The sequence below is a fragment of the Pseudomonas sp. 5P_5.1_Bac1 genome (assembly GCF_025466015.1).
Classification (GTDB): domain Bacteria; phylum Pseudomonadota; class Gammaproteobacteria; order Pseudomonadales; family Pseudomonadaceae; genus Aquipseudomonas.
Window position 1 is genome coordinate 65,948 of record NZ_JANLNX010000006.1, and the last position, 19,058, is coordinate 85,005.

General features: G+C 60.0%; 20 protein-coding genes. 2 read left to right on the forward strand and 18 right to left on the reverse strand.

Annotated features, from left to right (window positions below):
• Positions 1-47: 47 nt before the first annotated feature.
• The 6 genes from dmpG to NTD82_RS00770 are packed head-to-tail and all read right to left on the reverse strand — an operon-like array spanning position 48 to position 6,325.
• A complete protein-coding gene (gene dmpG, locus NTD82_RS00745) occupies positions 48-1,058 on the reverse strand; it encodes a 4-hydroxy-2-oxovalerate aldolase (protein ID WP_262127439.1) in 1,011 nt (336 codons plus the stop codon).
• Between the two features lie 9 nt (positions 1,059-1,067).
• Positions 1,068-1,994, reverse strand: a complete 927-nt coding sequence (locus tag NTD82_RS00750; protein ID WP_262127440.1) for an acetaldehyde dehydrogenase (acetylating) — start codon at positions 1,992-1,994, stop codon at positions 1,068-1,070.
• A 31-nt stretch (positions 1,995-2,025) separates the two neighbouring features.
• On the reverse strand, positions 2,026-2,820 hold the full coding sequence (gene mhpD, locus NTD82_RS00755) for a 2-keto-4-pentenoate hydratase (protein ID WP_262127442.1): 795 nt from the start codon (positions 2,818-2,820) through the stop codon (positions 2,026-2,028).
• Between the two features lie 13 nt (positions 2,821-2,833).
• Positions 2,834-3,691, reverse strand: a complete 858-nt coding sequence (locus tag NTD82_RS00760; protein WP_262127443.1) for an alpha/beta fold hydrolase — start codon at positions 3,689-3,691, stop codon at positions 2,834-2,836.
• A 2-nt stretch (positions 3,692-3,693) separates the two neighbouring features.
• Positions 3,694-4,656, reverse strand: coding sequence for a 3-carboxyethylcatechol 2,3-dioxygenase (gene mhpB, locus NTD82_RS00765; RefSeq protein ID WP_262127444.1), 963 nt, complete (start codon positions 4,654-4,656; stop codon positions 3,694-3,696).
• A 1-nt stretch (position 4,657) separates the two neighbouring features.
• Complete coding sequence (locus NTD82_RS00770; protein WP_262127445.1) at positions 4,658-6,325, reverse strand: bifunctional 3-(3-hydroxy-phenyl)propionate/3-hydroxycinnamic acid hydroxylase; 1,668 nt, start codon at positions 6,323-6,325, stop codon at positions 4,658-4,660.
• Between the two features lie 341 nt (positions 6,326-6,666).
• On the opposite strand from NTD82_RS00770, the gene NTD82_RS00775 reads away from it, so the two are divergent.
• On the forward strand, positions 6,667-7,467 hold the full coding sequence (locus NTD82_RS00775) for a DNA-binding transcriptional regulator (protein ID WP_095160064.1): 801 nt from the start codon (positions 6,667-6,669) through the stop codon (positions 7,465-7,467).
• Positions 7,468-7,477: 10 nt separating this feature from the next.
• Here NTD82_RS00775 and NTD82_RS00780 read toward each other — a convergent pair whose 3' ends face one another.
• The 3 genes from NTD82_RS00780 to NTD82_RS00790 all read right to left on the reverse strand — a co-directional run bounded on the left by NTD82_RS00780 (position 7,478) and on the right by NTD82_RS00790 (position 10,374).
• Positions 7,478-8,098: a hypothetical protein gene (locus tag NTD82_RS00780; RefSeq protein ID WP_262127446.1), complete on the reverse strand. Its 621-nt coding sequence runs from the start codon at positions 8,096-8,098 to the stop codon at positions 7,478-7,480.
• A 356-nt stretch (positions 8,099-8,454) separates the two neighbouring features.
• Complete coding sequence (locus NTD82_RS00785) at positions 8,455-8,970, reverse strand: single-stranded DNA-binding protein (protein WP_262127448.1); 516 nt, start codon at positions 8,968-8,970, stop codon at positions 8,455-8,457.
• 9 nt (positions 8,971-8,979) lie between these two features.
• The gene (locus NTD82_RS00790) at positions 8,980-10,374 is read right to left on the reverse strand and encodes an MFS transporter (RefSeq protein WP_095160022.1); all 1,395 of its coding nucleotides are present in this window, start codon (positions 10,372-10,374) and stop codon (positions 8,980-8,982) included.
• A gap of 129 nt (positions 10,375-10,503) precedes the next feature.
• Between NTD82_RS00790 and uvrA the strand changes: the two genes are divergently transcribed.
• Positions 10,504-13,338 carry an excinuclease ABC subunit UvrA gene (uvrA, locus tag NTD82_RS00795; RefSeq protein ID WP_262127449.1) on the forward strand — a complete coding sequence of 945 codons (2,835 nt, stop codon included), beginning with the start codon at positions 10,504-10,506 and terminating at the stop codon, positions 13,336-13,338.
• Between the two features lie 64 nt (positions 13,339-13,402).
• On the opposite strand, the gene bfr is transcribed toward uvrA, so the two are convergent.
• From bfr to rplO, 9 genes are all read right to left on the reverse strand, one after another.
• Positions 13,403-13,867 (reverse strand): bacterioferritin, encoded by a 465-nt coding sequence (gene bfr, locus NTD82_RS00800; protein WP_095159994.1) that lies wholly within the window; start codon positions 13,865-13,867, stop codon positions 13,403-13,405.
• 281 nt (positions 13,868-14,148) lie between these two features.
• A complete protein-coding gene (gene rplQ / locus NTD82_RS00805; RefSeq protein WP_002555463.1) occupies positions 14,149-14,535 on the reverse strand; it encodes a 50S ribosomal protein L17 in 387 nt (128 codons plus the stop codon).
• Positions 14,536-14,577: 42 nt separating this feature from the next.
• Entirely contained in the window at positions 14,578-15,579 is a 1,002-nt protein-coding gene (locus NTD82_RS00810) for a DNA-directed RNA polymerase subunit alpha (protein ID WP_003186012.1), read from the reverse strand.
• A gap of 22 nt (positions 15,580-15,601) precedes the next feature.
• Complete coding sequence (gene rpsD / locus NTD82_RS00815) at positions 15,602-16,222, reverse strand: 30S ribosomal protein S4 (RefSeq protein ID WP_095159995.1); 621 nt, start codon at positions 16,220-16,222, stop codon at positions 15,602-15,604.
• Positions 16,223-16,237: 15 nt separating this feature from the next.
• Complete coding sequence (gene rpsK, locus NTD82_RS00820; RefSeq protein ID WP_002555466.1) at positions 16,238-16,627, reverse strand: 30S ribosomal protein S11; 390 nt, start codon at positions 16,625-16,627, stop codon at positions 16,238-16,240.
• Between the two features lie 30 nt (positions 16,628-16,657).
• On the reverse strand, positions 16,658-17,014 hold the full coding sequence (gene rpsM, locus NTD82_RS00825; protein WP_095159996.1) for a 30S ribosomal protein S13: 357 nt from the start codon (positions 17,012-17,014) through the stop codon (positions 16,658-16,660).
• Positions 17,015-17,145: 131 nt separating this feature from the next.
• Positions 17,146-17,262: a 50S ribosomal protein L36 gene (rpmJ, locus tag NTD82_RS00830; protein ID WP_002555468.1), complete on the reverse strand. Its 117-nt coding sequence runs from the start codon at positions 17,260-17,262 to the stop codon at positions 17,146-17,148.
• Between the two features lie 26 nt (positions 17,263-17,288).
• A complete protein-coding gene (gene secY / locus NTD82_RS00835; protein WP_095159997.1) occupies positions 17,289-18,620 on the reverse strand; it encodes a preprotein translocase subunit SecY in 1,332 nt (443 codons plus the stop codon).
• Positions 18,621-19,055 carry a 50S ribosomal protein L15 gene (rplO, locus tag NTD82_RS00840; RefSeq protein WP_095159998.1) on the reverse strand — a complete coding sequence of 145 codons (435 nt, stop codon included), beginning with the start codon at positions 19,053-19,055 and terminating at the stop codon, positions 18,621-18,623.
• Positions 19,056-19,058 lie beyond the last annotated feature (3 nt).

Below are 19,058 nucleotides of genomic sequence, written 5' to 3' on the forward strand. Positions count from 1 at the left end.
GCGTACGCAAGCCCCCCCTGTAGGAGCGAGCTTGCTCGCGATTTCGGCTAATTCCGCCGAGCCAGCAGATCCAACGCCACATCCACAATCATGTCCTCCTGCCCCCCGACCATCCGCCGCTTGCCCAGCTCCACCAGAATGTCCACGGTCTTCAACCCATACCGCGCTGCCGCGATTTCCGCATGGCGCAGGAAGCTCGAATAAACCCCCGCATACCCCAGCGCCAGCGACTCGCGGTCCACCCGCACCGGCCGGTCCTGCAAGGGCCGGACGATGTCGTCCGCCGCATCCATCAAGGTGTACAGGTCAGTGCCATGGTTCCAACCGAGGCGCTCGGCGGCGGCGATAAACACTTCCAACGGCGCATTACCCGCGCCTGCACCCATGCCCGCGAGACTGGCATCAATGCGATCACAGCCCTCTTCCACCGCCGCAATCGAGTTGGCGACGCCGAGGCTGAGGTTGTGGTGGGCGTGCATGCCGGTCTGGGTTTGCGGGTTCAGTACCGCCTTGAAGGCGCGCATCCGGTCGCGAATGTCCTGCATGTTCATCGCGCCGCCGGAGTCGGCCATGTAGATGCACTGGGCGCCGTAGCTCTCCATCAATTTGCCCTGGGCCGCCAACTGCTCGGCCGGGATCATGTGGCTCATCATCAGGAAACCGACGGTGTCCATGCCCAGCTCGCGGGCGTATTCGATGTGCTGGCGGGACACGTCGGCCTCAGTGCAATGAGTGGCGACGCGGACCACGCGGGCGCCAGCATCGTAGGCGGCCTTGAGGTCGTGGACCGTGCCGATCCCCGGCAACAGCAGCGTGGCGATCTTGGCGTGGCTGACCACATCCGCCACCGCCTCGATGTACTCAAGATCAGTGTGCCGGCCAAAGCCATAGTTGAAGCTCGACCCCTGCAGACCATCGCCATGAGCGACTTCGATGGAATCGACCTTGGCCTTGTCCAGTGCACGGGCGATATCCCGCGCATTGTCGAGGGTGTACTGATGGCGCACCGCGTGGCTGCCGTCGCGCAGGGTGACGTCGGAGATGTAGATTTTTTTCATGGTCGTTCCTCAGCCGTTGATCATCGACAGGGCCATGCGCTCGGCGGTGGCCATGGCGGCGGACGTCATGATGTCGAGGTTGCCGGCGTAGGCCGGCAGGTAATGGGCGGCGCCTTCGACTTCGAGGAACACCGAGGTCTTCAGACCGGAGAAGATCCCGAGTCCCGGAATCTTCAGGTCGCTGACCTCTTCGAACTGCACCTTCTGTTTCAGTCGATAACCCGGCACATAGGCCTGCACCGCCTGCGCCATCTCTTCGATGGACGCTTGGACCTGCGCCCGATCAGCCGCTTCTGACAGCACGAAAACGGTGTCGCGCATGATCAGCGGCGGCTCGGCCGGGTTCATCACGATGATCGCCTTGCCCTTGGCCGCGCCGCCGATCACTTCGATGGCGCGGGAGGTGGTTTCGGTGAACTCGTCGATATTGGCGCGGGTGCCGGGGCCAGCGGATTTGCTGGCAATCGAGGCGACGATTTCGGCGTAGTGAACCTTGGCCACGCGAGATACGGCCGCGACCATCGGAATGGTGGCCTGGCCGCCACAAGTGACCATGTTGACGTTGAGTTGGTCGAGGTTCTGTTCCAGATTCACCACCGGCACGCAGTACGGGCCGATGGCCGCCGGCGTCAGGTCGATCAGGCGGATGCCGGGTTTGATCGAACGCAGGAAGGCGTCGTTCTTGACGTGGGCGCCGGCGCTGGTGGCATCGAAGACGAAGTCGATGTGCTGGAATTGCGCCATACGGGTCAGGCCTTGCACGCCTTCGTGGGTCGTGGCCACGCCCATGCGAGCAGCTCTCGCCAGTCCATCGGAGTTCGGGTCGATGCCGACCATCACCGACATTTCCAGGTGCTGCGCGTTGCGCAGGATCTTGATCATCAAGTCGGTGCCGATGTTGCCGGAGCCGATGATGGCGACGTTGAGTTTTTTCATTGTGTTCATCTCTTGTGCACGCAGGTCGCAATCACTCGACCGTGAATTCCACGGCCACTTGGCCGATACCGTCGATCTCGGCCTCGAAGCGATCACCCGCGGCAACCACGACCATCGGCCCGAGGGCGCCGGTGAGGATCACGTCGCCGGCGCGCAGCGGTTCGCCCAGCCGGGCCATGGTCCGCGCCAGCCACACCGCAGCGTTGAGCGGATGGCCCAGGCACTGGGCGCCGCTGCCGCTGGAGACTTCTTCGCCGTTGCGGGTCATGCGCATGGCCGCGTTGCGCAGGTCGAGGCCATCAATGCGCCGCATCGGCCCGCCGAGCACGAAGCAGCCGCTGGAGGCGTTGTCGGCAACGGTGTCGACGAAGCGGATATTCCAGCCCGCCACCCGGCTGCCGACGATCTCCAGCGCCGGCATCACCCAACCGGTCGCCGCGAGGACCTCGGCAAAAGTGGTGTCCACGGCCGGCAGATCGCGCTTGAGGACAAGGGCGATTTCCGCCTCGATCTTCGCTTGCTGCACACGGCCGAACGGCACGGTTTCGTTGTCGCCGTAGCACATGTCGGCGAACAACGTGCCGAAGTCCGGCTGGTCGACGCCGAGCTGGGCCTGCACCTTGGGATTGGTCAGGCCGATCTTGCGCCCCACCACCCGGCGTCCGCCGGCCACGGCATGGGCGATGTTCAGGCGCTGGATGGCGTAGGCCGCCTCGCCGTTGTCTTCGCCGATGCGCTCGCGCAACGGGGCGATGGCTGCACCGCTGGCTTCGGCCTGGCGCAGCTCGGCGGCCAGTTGATCCAGGGTCTGCTGGGAAATTGTCATGCTCGACTCCAGATCAATGGCTGAGGAAATCCAGGACCATGCGGTTGAAGGCGTCGGCGTGTTCCCACTGCGCCCAGTGGCCGCAACGGTTGAACACATGCAGTTGCGCGTTGGGCAGGCCCGCGAGCAGACGCAGGCCGGCGTCCATTGGCACGAAGCGGTCTTCGCGGCCCCAGACCACCAGAGTCTGGGCGCTGATTTCGTGCAGCCGTGGGCCGAAGTCGGGGAACTGCTTCGGATTGGCGGCCAGGCTGGCGACGAAGTTTTCCAGATGGTCGCGGCGCGCCAGCATGTTGTCGAGGCGGGTCTGGAACAGTTCTTCGGTGAGGCTGCTGGCGTCGAAGACAAAGACATTCATCATCTTCTTCAGGTTGTCGATGGTCGGCTCGCGGTACAGGCCGTTCAGCAACTTGATGCCCTCGGTGGGCATCGGCACGAACGGACTTGCGCCGCCGGTCCCGCCGCCCATCAGCACCAGCTTGCCGACCCGCTGCGGGTTGGCGAGGGCAAAGGCGACGGCGCTGTGGCCGCCCATGGAGTTGCCGAGAATGTGCACGCGGTCGAGGTCGAGGGCGTCGAGCAGGCCCTTGAGGGCGCGGGCGTTGAGGTCCGAGCGCGAGCCGCGGCAGACGATCGGATCGCTTTTGCTCCAGCCCGGGCAGTCCATCAGGATCACCCGGTAACCGGCGGCGGTCAGTGGTTCGATGTTGCGGTTGAAGTTGGCCCAGCCGCTGGCGCCAGGGCCGGAACCGTGCAGCATGACCACGGTTTCATCACCCTGGCCAACGTCGTTGTAATGCAGTTGCAGATCGAGATCGCCTTCCTGGATTCGAACCAGACGGCTGCTGGAGGCTTCGGTTGCGGTAGTCATGTTCAGGCTTCCTTCGATGCGGTGGATACGGGGCGCGCCGCAAGGGCGCCGAAGCCGGCGATCCATTCGGGGATCGGCCGGTAATAGCGGTCGCTGGCCGCATAGGGACCGAACGCCGACAGCGCGGCGAACGCGGCGACCCAGGTCTTCACTTCATGGGTGGATTTGCCGGCCAGGGCGGACAGTTCGGCGTTGCTCAAGCCGTCCAGCTCGGCCAGCCGGCCTTCGCTGAGGGCGTCGAGAAACTGCTGGTCCCAGACCGGATTGAGCGGATGCAGCGAGTGCTGGTCCTCGACGAAACGCCGGGCGGCCTGAATGACCCGCTGTTGGCGCGCCTCGCGTTCATCGGCGGGCAAGTTGCGGCCGCTGCCCATCAGGCGGTCGGCCATGCGCGCGTCCACCTTCGCCAACTCCGGCACCGGCGGCTGATGCGACAGGCCACCGGAACCGATGAACAGCACGCGTTTGTTCAGCGTCCGGGCGTACCGGCCAATCGCCTCGCCGAACAGGCGAGCGCGCTGGAAACCCGGCAACGGCACCGCGACCGAATTGATGAACACCGGGATCACCGGGCAACGGTCGATGCCGCCGAGCAGCAGTTCCAAAGGCTGGGCGAAACCGTGATCGACCTGCATGCAGTAAGACACCGCAGCATCCACCCCCGCCTCCAGCACCGCCTCGGCGCAGGCTTCGGCGAGGTCCTTCGGTACGTTCAGCGGACCGGCGGCGGTGTCGAAGTCGCCGATCGCCTGCGCCGACATGCCGATGCAGAACGACGGCATGACGTCATAGAAAAAGCCGTTGTAGTGGTCCGGCGCGAACAGGAACACCAGCTCCGGGTCGAAGGCTTCGACCTGGGCCCGGGCGTTGGCGATCACAGCGTCCACTTCATCCAGCACCGCCTGCGCAGGATCGACAAACCCCACCAACGGCGTGTGCGAGAGGCATTGCACCAGGGCGGCCATCTCAAGCTACCTTGCTGGCGACAGGCTGATTGACCCGCGGCGCGGTGGCATGAACCGCCTGCGCCAGCGCGTCGCAGGCCTTGTCCAGCGTCTGCGGAATGGCCAGTGCCGCGAGGAAGCGGTCCGGGCGCACCACGGCGACGGAGGCTGGATAACGACCGAACCACTCCTTCAAACTTCCGCTGCAATCGCCGACCCGGATCACACCGTCGATGGCCTCGCGCCCAGCCTCCAGTTGCACGGCCGGCAGCACCTGAATGAAGCGGGTGCCGAGGCGTTGCCAGAACGCCACCTGCGCCGCACTCAGGCCCCAGATCGGGTTGGTGCCCCAGGCGATGATCGCGAAGTTGTCGCCGATCACGTCGTCCAGCAACACTTGGCGGCCATCTTCGGTCTGCACCTTGGGCTGGATGAACATGCGACCCACCGGCGAGTTCGCCAGTTGCGGCGTGCTGGCCACCAGGGCACCGGCGCTGTACTGCGGCATCGGCTTGAAGCGCATTTCCAGGAAGTAGCGTTTGACCGGCGGCAGGTAGTTGAGCAGCCAGGAAATCCCGTCGCGCAGCGCGCCCTGCCAACGCTTCGGCGGCGCCAGCACATGGCCCGCCAGCACCGACAGATTGATCATCGCCCGGGCGTGGTCACGGCGCTCCAGTTCATAGGTATCCAGCAAACCATCGCCGGCCAGGCCCTTGACCACCATCGCCAGTTTCCAGCCGAGGTTGCTGGCATCGCGCATGCCGCTGTTGTAACCCTGCCCCTGCCAGACCGGCATGATGTGCGCGGCATCGCCGGCAAGCAGGACCCGCTTGCTGCGGAATTGCCCGGCGAGGCGCGCGTTGTGGGTGTAGACGCGGCTGCGGATAAGTTCGATGCGGTCCGGGTCCGGCAGCACCTTGGCCAGCAGGCGCCGCATGTTTTCCGGCTTGCTCAGTTCCGCCTCGGTTTCACCGGGCATCACCATGAATTCGAAGCGGCGCACGCCGTGGGGCAATGCGGCGGAGACGTAGGGGCGCACCGGATCGCAGCACAGGTACACGTTCGGCGTGCCCAGCGGATCGTTGGCGATATCGACGACGATCCACTGGTTCGGCGCGGTCTTGCCGTCGAACGAAATGCCGAGGGTGCGACGCACGTAGCTGTTGCCGCCATCGCAAGCCACCAGATAGTCGCCGCGCACGGTTTCCTGGACTGCGCCGGGACCTTCCATGCGCAGGCTCACACCGCTGTCATCCTGGGTGAATTCGGTGACGTCACGGCTGAACAGGATGCGCACATTACCGAAGCGTTTCAGGCCGTTAAGCAGCACGGCATCCACCTGCGGCTGGATAAAGGCATTGCGCCGCGACCAGCCGAATTCCTCCGTCAGCGGCTGAATATCGGCGAAGCAACGCCCTTTGGGCGTGAGGAAACGCATGGCGTGCCACGGGGTGGTGTGCGGCAATACTTGGTCCACTAGACCGATGGCCTGCACGGTACGTAGCGACTCATCATCGATGCCGATGGCGCGGGGGTAGTCGATCAGCTTGTCGAGCTTCTCCACCACCAGCACGTCAATGCCGGACTGACCAAGGTAGTTGGCGATCGCCAGGCCCACCGGGCCGGCACCCAACACCACAACCTGGGCCTTGTGGTCAGTCTGCGAGGAAAAGGTAGGGGTTGTTTTCATTGTTTTTCACCGTATCGGACAGCGTCACGGCGGCCGGCTGGACAAACATCAGGCAAGCCGGGGCCAGCCCCCGAACCTGGAAAAGTTCGTGGGTGTGAAGGTTGCAAAAGGGTTCGGTGGGCGACCTTGCTCAGAGGTGGCAGGGTCGGGCCGTCAGTGCGTCAAGACGGCGCGTCGGGCAGAGAGGGGGCGCGGGCAGGCAGCATGGTGGTTTCCCTTGTAAGGGTGTTCGTTCTTGTTGGCGCTAGTATAAGAACGCCATTTCTTGCCCTACAATCAAAAACCGCCGCGCCGTGCACCTAGTGCACAGTGCTGATTTACAACGAATTTCTGGTGAATTCATGGCATCCGAAGGCGAATCCGACTACAAGACGGTTCGCGGACTGACCCGCGGTCTGCTGCTGCTCAACACTCTCAACCACCTCGGCGGTGGCGCCAGCCCGACCCGTCTGGCCGAGCTGACGGGCCTGCACCGCACCACCGTGCGACGCCTGCTTGAGACCTTGCAGGAAGAAGGCTACGTACGTCGCAGCGAATCAGACGACAGCTTCCGCCTGTGCCTGAAGGTACGCGAACTGAGCGAAGGTTTCCGCGACGACCAATGGATCTCCGCCCTCGCCGCTCCACTGCTGGCCGAGCTGCTGCAGGAGGTGGTGTGGCCGACCGACCTCTGTACCCTGGATGTCGATGCGATGGTGGTGCGTGAATCGACCCACCGCTTCAGCCGCCTGTCGTTTCACCGCTCCATCGTCGGCCGACGCCTGCCCATCCTGCTCACCGCCACGGGCCTGGCCTACCTCGCCTTCTGCCCGGATGCCGAACGCGAACACATCATCGAGTTGCTGGCCAGCCGCGACGACGAAGACAGCCGTCTGGCACGTAATCCCGAAGCACTGGACAACCTCCTGCGCAAAACCCGCCACCGGGGTTACGGGGAAAACTTCATGACCTGGGACCAGGAAGAAAAGATCGCCTCCATCGCCGTGCCGATCCGCGGTAAGCAACAACTGCTGGGGTGCCTGAATCTGGTGTATGTGGCGAAGGCGATGAGTATCGAGCAGGCGGTTGTGCGTTATTTGCCGGCGTTGCAGAGGACAGCGTTGCGGATTGAGCAGGAGGCGAGCAGCACGATGGGCGCGTGAGCGCTGAGTCTCAACCTTCGGATTGATACTTGATCAAGAAATTTCCCTTACCCTTATATCGGAGTGAGTAAGAACCATCGCGTAGCACACCCTCCTTTCCTGACAACTCATATTCGTCAGCTAGAAACTGCTCACGCGATACGCCTTTGGCCTCCCTGAAAAGCTTCACTCCAACTGAAGACAGAAAAGCGCCAAGACTAAATACATAGCCTGGATAAAGTTGAATGTATTGAAAAAAGGTCGGACCAGATACGACACTTACCATGATGCTGTCAGGACCAAACAACATCATCAGCAATCCGATCACTGCAATTACCCCACCAACCAACGTGAACAATAGGTCGGGCACCTTATTGAGCGGACGACAGGAGGGATTTTCATCAATAAATGTTTCATATGCTTCGACAAAGCCTTTAACCTGAAATTTTTCGTCAACGCCAGATAGACTGACTGGAATCTTACTTTTCTTCGTGTGTTCTTCCCCACAGGCAACCTGCCGACCTGAATTCTCCATATGACCGGCATCTATATTGTCTGCATCCTCACCTGAAAAATCTTTGCTCGTGTAGTTCTGCACCGAAGGTGAGAAGACTACTTTTTGTTTTTCCGACTCAACCAACTTTTCTTTCATGCGCACCTCCCGAAAGAGGCCAATACTACCTCGCATGATCCTCCGATAGCGCCACGAACCCGCCAGACTATAAAAATCAGAATACGCCTACAGCGGGAACTAATAGGGACTACAGAAAGCAAGCCAGAAGACGAAAGAGTGCATCTGAATTGATCTAATCCAGCAACCAGCAAACTCGAACTAAAACTTCGACAGTTTGTCCAGCCAGCATTAGCCAGACTCATCACGCGCCCAGGTACATTGCCCTTGCAGCATTGCCATTGCGCTGATCAATATCTTTAAACGGCAGAAACGAAGAACCCCCGCATGGCGGGGGTTCTGTGAGGCAACTCTACAAAGAGTTTCTACAACTGATATCAGAACGGAATATCGTCATCAAAGCTGTCGAAATCCGGAGCCGGCTGCGGCGCTGGTTGCTGAGGAGCCGGACGCTGAGGAGCCTGCTGCGGACGAGGCGCTTGCTGGCGTGGAGCCTGCGGCGCCTGGTTGTAGTTGCCTTGCGGCGCACCGCTACCATCCTGGTTCTGCGGACGACCGCCTAGCAACTGCATGGTGCCTTGCATGTCCACGATGATTTCGGTGGTGTAACGCTTGATGCCGTCTTTTTCCCACTCGCGGGTTTGCAGCTTGCCTTCGATGTACACCTGAGAACCCTTGCGCAGGTACTCACCAGCAATCTCGGCGACCTTGCCGAACATCGAGACGCGGTGCCACTCGGTGCGCTCGACCTTCTGGCCGGTCTGCTTGTCGGTCCACTGCTCACTGGTGGCTAGGCTCAGGTTAGTCACGGCGTTGCCGTTCGGCAGGTAGCGTACTTCAGGATCCTGGCCACAGGTGCCGACCAATATGACTTTGTTAACCCCACGGGCCATAACGTTCTCCTAGGCTTCGCACGCCGCGGACGCCGGATTGACCAGGCGTTCCAGGGTCGAACGATCCAAAATTTGTGTATCCAGTTTGATATAGATGGCGGCTTCATCTGCCACCACCACTGCGTCGGTCACACCCGGCACGGCCTTCAGGCGCTCGGTCAAGCCCGCTTCGCGTAGCGCTTCGGGCGACAACGGCATGCGCAGGCTTGTCACATAAGGTGGTTCGCGCATGGTAACAGCTACGGCAAGCCAGAGCCCGCACAAACCCGCGCAGCCGAGGAACACCGTGGTCAAGCCACCATGCTGGAACATCCATCCACCCAATATCCCGCCCAGCGCCGCGCCAAGGAACTGGCTGGTGGAATAGACCCCCATCGCCGTGCCCTTGCCGCCGGCAGGCGACACCTTGCTGATCAACGACGGCAACGACGCTTCCAGCAGGTTGAAGGCGGTGAAGAAGATCACGGTCCCGATCACCAGGGCCGACAGGCTGTTCCCCCACTCCCAGAAGAATAGCTCCGTCAGCAGCAAGACACTGACCGCGCCCAGAAGGACACGTTTCATCTTGCGCTTTTTCTCACCATAGATAATGAAGGGAATCATTGCGAAGAATGAAATCAGCAGAGCGGTCAGGTACACCCACCAGTGCTCTTCCTTGGGCAGCCCGCCGCGTTCAACGAACGCCAGTGGCAGGGCAACGAAGCTGGCCATGAGGATGGCATGCAGGACGAAAATACCAACGTCCAGGCGCAACAGGTCAGGGTGTCGCAAGGTCGGGCCGAGCGCTTGCTTCGCCACCCCGGACTCGCGGTGGTGCAGCGGTCCGCTGGAAGCAGGCACGACGAACGCGATCAGAGCGATACCCACCAGTGCCATCGCCGCTGTCGCCAGAAACAGCCCGGACAGACCGAAGCTGCGGGTCAACAACGGCCCCACAACCATCGCCACGGCAAACGACAAACCGATGCTCATGCCGATCATGGCCATGGCCTTGGTGCGGTGCTGCTCGCGGGTAAGGTCCGACAGTAACGCCATTACCGCCGCCGAAATCGCCCCAGCACCTTGCAGGATCCGTCCGGCAATCACGCCCCAGATCGAGTCGGCCTGAGCCGCCAGCACACTCCCCAGCGCAAAGATCACCAATCCCAGGTAGATCACCGGACGCCGGCCGATGCGGTCGGATATGACGCCGAATGGAATCTGCAATACCGCCTGGGTCAGCCCATAGGCGCCAATAGCCAGACCAATGAGTGCCGGCGTCGCGCCCGCCAGGTCCATGCCATAGGTAGCCAGTACCGGCAGGACCATGAACATGCCCAGCATACGGAAGGCGAACACCAGGGCCAGGCCGCCTGCGGCGCGGGTTTCGCTGCCACTCATGCGTTCGCTGTGGGGATCGTGCATGGATTAACCTCGTGTGAACCGGCGGCGATTCTACCAGTCCCATCGTTTAACAGCATCTACGCGACGCTTTGCCGCGCACCGGCGGCGAGCCGTATACTGCTCCGTTTAAGCCCGCCAAGCGAGGCCGTAGTGGACAAGATCCTGATTCGTGGGGCACGTACCCACAACCTGAAGAACATCGACCTGACGCTGCCCCGCGACAAGCTGATCGTCATCACCGGCCTGTCCGGGTCCGGCAAGTCATCCCTGGCATTCGACACCCTCTATGCCGAAGGCCAGCGGCGCTACGTGGAGTCGCTGTCGGCCTATGCGCGGCAGTTCCTGTCGATGATGGAAAAGCCGGACGTCGATACCATCGAAGGCCTCTCGCCAGCGATTTCCATCGAGCAGAAGTCCACTTCGCACAACCCTCGCTCCACCGTCGGCACCATCACCGAAATCTACGACTACCTGCGCCTGCTGTATGCCCGCGTCGGTACGCCACGCTGCCCGGACCACGACATTCCGCTCGAGGCCCAGACGGTCAGCCAGATGGTAGACCTGGTCCTGGCGCAGCCGGAAGGCAGCAAGCTGATGTTGCTGGCCCCGGTGATTCGTGAGCGCAAGGGCGAGCACCTGGCGGTATTCGAGGAGCTGCGCGCTCAAGGCTTCGTCCGTGCCCGTATCAACGGCAAGCTCTGCGAGCTGGACGAGTTGCCCAAGCTCGACAAACAGAAGAAGCACAGCATCGATGTGGTAGTGGACCGCTTCAAAGTCCGCGAAGACCTGCAGCAGCGTCTGGCCGAGTCGTTCGAAACCGCGCTGAAACTGGCCGACGGCATTGCGCTCGTCGCGCCGATGGATGATGAAGGCGGCGAAGAGATGATCTTCTCCGCACGCTTCGCCTGCCCGATCTGCGGCCACGCCATCAGCGAGCTGGAGCCGAAGCTGTTCTCCTTCAACAACCCCGCCGGCGCCTGCCCGACCTGCGACGGCCTGGGGGTCAAGCAGTTCTTCGACGCCAAGCGCCTGGTCAATGGTGAGCTGACCTTGGCCGAGGGCGCGATCCGCGGCTGGGACCGACGTAACGTCTATTACTTCCAGATGCTCGGGTCGCTGGCGGCACACTTCGGCTTCAGCCTGGAAGTCCCGTTCAACGAACTGCCCGCCGACCGCCAGAAAATCATTCTCAGCGGCAGCGGTAACCAGAACGTCGACTTCAAGTACCTCAACGACCGTGGCGATATCGTCAAGCGCTCGCACCCGTTCGAGGGCATCGTGCCGAACCTGGAGCGCCGCTATCGGGAAACGGAATCGGCTACGGTCCGCGAGGAGCTGGCCAAGTTCCTCAGTACCCAGCCGTGCCCGGACTGCCGCGGCACCCGTCTGCGCCGCGAGGCGCGTCACGTGTGGGTTGGCGAGAAGACCTTGCCTTCGGTGACCGGCCTGCCCATCGGCGATGCAAGCCAGTATTTCGGTGGCCTGAAGCTGACCGGACGCCGTGGCGAAATCGCCGACAAGATCCTCAAGGAAATCTGCGAGCGTCTTCAGTTCCTGGTGAACGTTGGCCTCGATTACCTGACCCTTGATCGCAGTGCCGACACACTGTCCGGCGGCGAAGCCCAGCGCATCCGTCTGGCCAGCCAGATCGGCGCCGGCCTGGTCGGGGTGATGTATATCCTCGACGAGCCATCCATTGGATTGCACCAGCGTGATAACGATCGCCTGCTGGCCACCCTCAATCACCTGCGCGACATCGGCAACACGGTGATTGTGGTGGAGCACGACGAGGACGCCATCCGCCTCGCGGACTATGTGGTCGACATCGGTCCCGGCGCCGGAGTACACGGTGGCCAGATCGTTGCCGAAGGTACGCCCGCAGAAGTGATGGCGCACCCTGACTCACTGACCGGGAAATACCTCTCCGGGCGGATCAAGATCGCGGTGCCGGCCAAGCGCACGCCACGCAACAAGAAGCTCTCGATCAAGCTCAAGGGCGCGCGCGGCAACAACCTGCAGAGCGTCGACCTGGAGATTCCAATCGGCCTGTTGACCTGCGTGACCGGTGTATCCGGTTCTGGCAAGTCGACGCTGATCAACAATACCTTGTTCCCTCTCGCAGCCACCGCCCTCAATGGTGCCACGACCCAGGAAGCCGCCGCGCACGACAGCTGCGACGGCCTGCAGCACCTGGACAAGGTGGTGGATATCGACCAGAGCCCGATCGGCCGTACGCCACGTTCCAACCCGGCGACCTATACCGGTCTGTTCACGCCGATCCGCGAATTGTTCTCCGGCGTCCCGGAATCGCGCTCGAGGGGCTACGGCCCGGGCCGCTTCTCCTTCAACGTCAAGGGCGGACGCTGCGAAGCCTGCCAGGGCGACGGGCTGATCAAGGTGGAGATGCACTTCCTGCCAGACATCTACGTCCCTTGCGACGTCTGCAAGAGCAAGCGCTATAACCGCGAGACACTGGAGATCAAGTACAAGGGCAAGAACATCCACGAGGTGTTGGAAATGACCATCGAGGAAGCCCGCGAGTTCTTCGATGCGGTGCCAGCGCTGGCTCGCAAGCTGCAAACGTTGATGGATGTGGGTCTGTCCTACATCAAGCTCGGGCAGTCGGCTACAACGCTGTCCGGCGGCGAAGCGCAACGGGTCAAACTGTCCCGTGAGCTATCCAAGCGCGATACCGGCAAAACCCTGTACATCCTCGACGAACCCACCACGGGCCTGCACTTCGCTGATATCCAGCAGTTGCTCGATGTACTGCACCGACTGCGCGACCACGGTAATACCGTGGTGGTGATCGAGCACAACCTGGATGTGATCAAGACCGCAGATTGGCTGGTCGATCTTGGTCCGGAAGGTGGTTCCAAGGGCGGTCAGATCATCGCCTGCGGCACGCCAGAAGAAGTGGCGAACATGAAGCAGTCCCACACCGGGCACTACCTCAAGCCACTGCTGGAACGGGACCGAGCCTGATCCGGCACTGAAATGAAAAAGCCCCTGTCGCTCACACGACAGGGGCTTTTCTTTGCCGGGCTCATTACATCTGCGATTGCAGGTAGTTCTCCAGTCCCAGCGACTTGATCAAGCCTTTCTGCTTTTCCAGCCAGTAGGTGTGATCTTCTTCGGTGTCAGCCAGTTGCAGACGGAGGATGTCGCGGCTGATGTAGTCCTTGTGCAGTTCGCACAGCTCAATGCCTTTGCACAGTGCAGCGCGGACTTTGTATTCCAGGCGCAGATCGGCGGCGATCATGTCTGGCACGGTAGCACCGATATCCAGATCGTCCGGACGCATGCGCGGCGTACCTTCCAGCATCAGGATGCGGCGGATCAAGGCATCAGCGTGTTGGGCTTCTTCTTCCATCTCGTGATTGATGCGTTCGTAGAGCTTGCTGAAGCCCCAGTCTTCGTACATCCGCGAGTGAATGAAGTACTGATCACGTGCCGCCAGTTCGCCCGTCAGCAACGTGTTGAGATAGTCGATTACGTCCGGGTGACCTTGCATCGTCCCGCCTCTCCCTGTGTGAAAGCCATAGTTTGAACCAGGATGACTGGGAGGTCACTGTGATTTACGCATAAATGTCGAAAAAAGCGGGCGAACAGTAGTGATTTTCATTGAAAAGCGTCCAAATGAGGGAGTTTCTCCTTATCACTTCGAGTTAAGCGCAATGTTTCTTCAAAACGGCGCAACAGCGGACTGCATATCGACTAGCCAATAGGAAAAGCGATCACTAGAAAACAAAAAACCGGGCACAAGGCCCGGTTTTTTGTTCAAGACTGTTCGTCTTACTCAGCAGCTTCTACCGAGCCACCGACAGGACGATCAACCAGCTCGACGTACGCCATAGGCGCGTTGTCGCCAGCGCGGAAACCGCACTTGAGGATACGCAGGTAACCGCCCTGACGGGTGGCGTAGCGCTTGCCCAGATCGTTGAACAGCTTGCCGACGATTTCTTTCGAACGAGTACGGTCGAAAGCAAGGCGACGGTTAGCTACGCTGTCTTCCTTGGCCAGGGTGATCAGCGGCTCGGCAACGCGGCGCAGTTCCTTGGCTTTTGGCAGGGTAGTTTTGATCAGCTCGTGCTCGAACAGCGACACCGCCATGTTCTGGAACATGGCCTTGCGGTGAGAGCTGGTACGGCTCAGGTGACGTCCACTTTTACGATGACGCATGATTCATTCCTTACCAAACACTACGTTCGGTGATTACGACGATCAGGCAGTCGCCTTGTCGTCTTTCTTAAGACTTGCAGGCGGCCAGTTGTCGAGGCGCATGCCGAGGGACAGACCACGGGAAGCCAGAACGTCCTTGATTTCAGTCAGGGACTTCTTGCCGAGGTTCGGAGTTTTCAACAGCTCTACTTCGGTGCGCTGAATCAGATCGCCGATGTAGTAGATGTTCTCCGCCTTCAGGCAGTTGGCCGAACGCACGGTCAATTCCAGATCGTCAACTGGACGAAGCAGGATCGGATCGATCTCGTCTTCCTGCTCGACTACCACGGGTTCGCTGTCACCTTTGAGGTCGACGAACGCAGCCAACTGCTGTTGCAGGATGGTTGCAGCACGACGGATAGCCTCTTCAGGATCCAGGGTACCGTTGGTTTCCAGATCAATAACCAGCTTGTCCAGGTTGGTACGCTGCTCGACACGGGCGTTTTCCACCACGTATGCGATACGGCGAACCGGGCTGAACGAAGAGTCAAGCTGCAAGCGACCAATGCTGCGGCTTTCGTCTTCATCGCTCTGACGCGAATCGGCCGGCTCATAACCACGACCACGAGCTACGGTGAGCTTCATGTTCAAAGCGCCGTTGGACGCCAGGTTAGCGATTACGTGATCGGGGTTAACGATCTCGACATCATGATCCAGCTGAATATCGGCAGCGGTAACCACCCCCGAACCCTTCTTCGACAAGGTCAGCGTAACTTCGTCACGACCATGCAGTTTGATAGCCAGGCCTTTAAGGTTCAACAGGATTTCAATGACATCTTCCTGTACACCTTCGATCGCGGAGTACTCATGGAGTACACCGTCAATCTCGGCCTCGACTACTGCACAGCCAGGCATAGAGGACAACAGGATGCGGCGCAGCGCGTTGCCCAGGGTATGGCCGAAACCACGCTCGAGAGGCTCGAGCGTGATCTTAGCGCGGGTTGGACTGACGACCTGCACATCGATGTGGCGGGGCGTCAGGAACTCATTTACCGAAATCTGCATGGATGCACCTATTTTCTAGCCCTTACTTGGAGTAGAGCTCGACAATCAGGTTTTCGTTGATGTCGGCAGACAGGTCGCTGCGAGCAGGAACGTTCTTGAAAACGCCCGACTTCTTGGCAGCGTCCACTTCTACCCACTCAACGCGGCCACGCTGAGCGCACAGTTCAAGGGCTTGAACAATGCGCAGCTGGTTCAGCGATTTCTCGCGAACTGCGACCACGTCACCCGGACGAACTTGGTAGGACGGAACGTTTACAGTCTTGCCGTTTACGCTGATCGCTTTGTGCGAAACCAGCTGACGGGATTCGGCACGAGTAGCGCCAAAGCCCATACGATAAACGACGTTATCCAGACGGCATTCGAGCAGTTGCAGCAGGTTCTCACCAGTAGCGCCTTTCTTGGAAGCCGCTTGCTTGTAGTAACCGCTGAACTGACGCTCGAGCACGCCGTAGATACGACGGACTTTTTGTTTCTCACGCAGCTGGGTGCCGTAGTCGGACTGACGGCCACGGCGCTGACCGTGGATACCTGGGGCTGCTTCGATGTTGCACTTCGATTCCAGAGCGCGAACGCCACTCTTCAGGAACAGATCGGTGCCTTCACGACGAGACAGTTTGCATTTTGGACCAATGTAACGTGCCATTTATCTGTCTCCTGATTACACGCGACGCTTCTTCGGCGGACGGCACCCGTTATGCGGGATTGGCGTCACGTCGGTGATGCTGGCGATCTTATAGCCGCAGCCGTTCAGTGCACGAACAGCGGACTCACGACCTGGACCTGGACCCTTGACGTTGACGTCGAGGTTCTTCAGGCCGTATTCCAGCGCAGCTTGACCAGCACGTTCTGCAGCTACCTGAGCGGCGAACGGGGTCGATTTGCGGGAACCACGGAAACCCGAACCGCCGGAGGTAGCCCAGGACAGAGCGTTACCTTGACGATCGGTGATGGTCACGATGGTGTTGTTGAAAGACGCGTGGATGTGGGCGATGCCATCAACCACTGTCTTTTTGACTTTTTTACGAGGACGAGCAGCAGGTTTTGCCATGTCTAAATTCCTGTCGATTCGCTGGTGCGATTACTTGCGGATCGGCTTGCGCGGACCTTTACGGGTACGGGCATTGGTCTTGGTACGCTGACCGCGTACTGGCAGACCCCGACGATGACGCAGGCCGCGGTAGCAACCCAGGTCCATCAACCGCTTGATTTTCATGTTGATGTCGCGACGCAGGTCACCTTCAGTGGTGAACTTCGCAACTTCGCTACGCAGCTGTTCAATCTGCTCGTCGCTCAGATCCTTGATCTTTGCGGCTGGGTTTACCCCAGTGTCTGCACAGATTTTCTGTGCAGTGGTGCGACCAACACCGTAGATGTAGGTCAGCGAGATAACAGTATGCTTGTTATCTGGAATGTTAACGCCTGCAATACGGGCCATTCAGTGGGACTCCAATTGACAGCTACCTACGCCCCGGAAGCCAAGAAATAGGGCGCGAGATAATATCGCTGTAGAAACAATTAATCAACCCAGCAGCACACTAGCTGCTGGGCTTGAAGCGCAGATCACACTCAGCCTTGGCGCTGTTTGTGACGTGGTTCCGCGCTGCAAATTACTCGAACGACACCTTCGCGGCGAATAATTTTGCAGTTACGGCACAGTTTTTTCACCGATGCACGAACTTTCATCACCAACTCCTCGAACCTTAGGGGTTTCAGCGCAGCAGACCGCTGCCGCCGTAGCCTTTCAGGTTGGCTTTCTTCATCAGGGATTCGTACTGGTGCGAAACGAGGTGCGATTGTACTTGGGACATAAAGTCCATCACAACCACTACCACAATCAGCAACGAGGTCCCGCCAAGGTAGAACGGAACGTTTGCTGCGACCACCAGGAACTGGGGAAGCAGGCACACGGCCGTCATATAAAGAGCACCGAACATGGTCAAACGGGTCAGAACGCCATCAATGTAGCGCGCCGACTGCTCGCCAGGACGGATACCCGGAATAAAGGCACCGGACTTCTTCAGGTTTTCCGCTACGTCTTTCGGATTGAACATCAACGCCGTATAGAAGAAGCAGAAGAAAATGATCCCTGCACTAAACAGCAGAATATTCAACGGCTGACCAGGAGCGATCGACTGCGAGATGTCCTGCAACCAGCCCATACCCTCAGACTGACCGAACCAGGCACCCAGCGAAGCCGGAAACAGCAGAATGCTGCTTGCGAAAATAGCCGGAATAACACCGGCCATGTTCACTTTAAGCGGCAAGTGGCTCGTCTGCGCAGCAAAGACCTTGCGGCCCTGCTGACGCTTCGCGTAGTGAACAGCAATACGACGCTGACCACGCTCGATGAAGACCACAAAACCGATAATCGCTACTGCCAGCAAACCGATAGCGACCAGGGCGAAGATGTTGATATCGCCTGTACGCGCAGACTCGAAAGACTGCCCGATTGCTCTCGGAAGACCGGCAACGATACCCGCGAAAATAAGCATCGAGATACCGTTGCCCACACCGCGCTCGGTAATCTGCTCGCCTAGCCACATCATGAACATTGCGCCGGCCACAAACGTGGAAACCGCAACGAAATGGAAGCCGAAACCAGCAGCAAACGCCACACCCTGACCAGCCAGACCAATGGACATGCCAATGGCCTGGACCAACGCCAGAGTAACGGTGAGGTAGCGGGTGTACTGGCTGATCTTGCGACGGCCAGCTTCACCTTCCTTCTTCAACTGCTCCAGCTGTGGGCTGACAGCGGTCATGAGCTGCATGATGATCGATGCCGAAATGTACGGCATGATCCCCAGTGCAAATACGCTCATACGCTCCAGCGCACCGCCGGAAAACATGTTGAACAAGCTAAGAATGGTCCCCTCATTCTGTCGAAACAGTTCCGCCAGCCGCTCAGGGTTAACGCCTGGAACCGGGATGTGTGCGCCTATTCGATAGACGATGATCGCCAGGAACAGAAAACGCAGACGAGCCCAGAGTTCAGACATTCCGCCTTTGCCGAGCGAAGAGAGAGCACCTTGCTTAGCCATTTATTCCTCGAACTTGCCGCCAGCTGCTTCGATAGCCGCACGTGCACCTTTGGTGACGGCGATACCCTTGATGGTGACCGCGCGAGTAACTTCGCCCGACAGCATGATTTTCACACGCTGTACGTTCTGGTTAATCACGTTGGCGTCCTTCAGGGACTGAACGGTAACAACGTCGCCTTCCACTTTGGCCAGCTCGGACAGACGCACTTCTGCGCGGTCCATGGCTTTCAGGGAAACGAAGCCGAACTTCGGCAGACGACGGTGCAGCGGCTGTTGACCGCCTTCAAAGCCAGGAGCAATGGTGCCACCGGAGCGGGAGGTTTGACCTTTGTGGCCGCGGCCACCAGTCTTACCCAAACCACTACCGATACCACGACCCGGACGATGCTTCTCGCGACGGGAACCCGGCGCTGGACTCAGATCATTGAGTTTCATCGA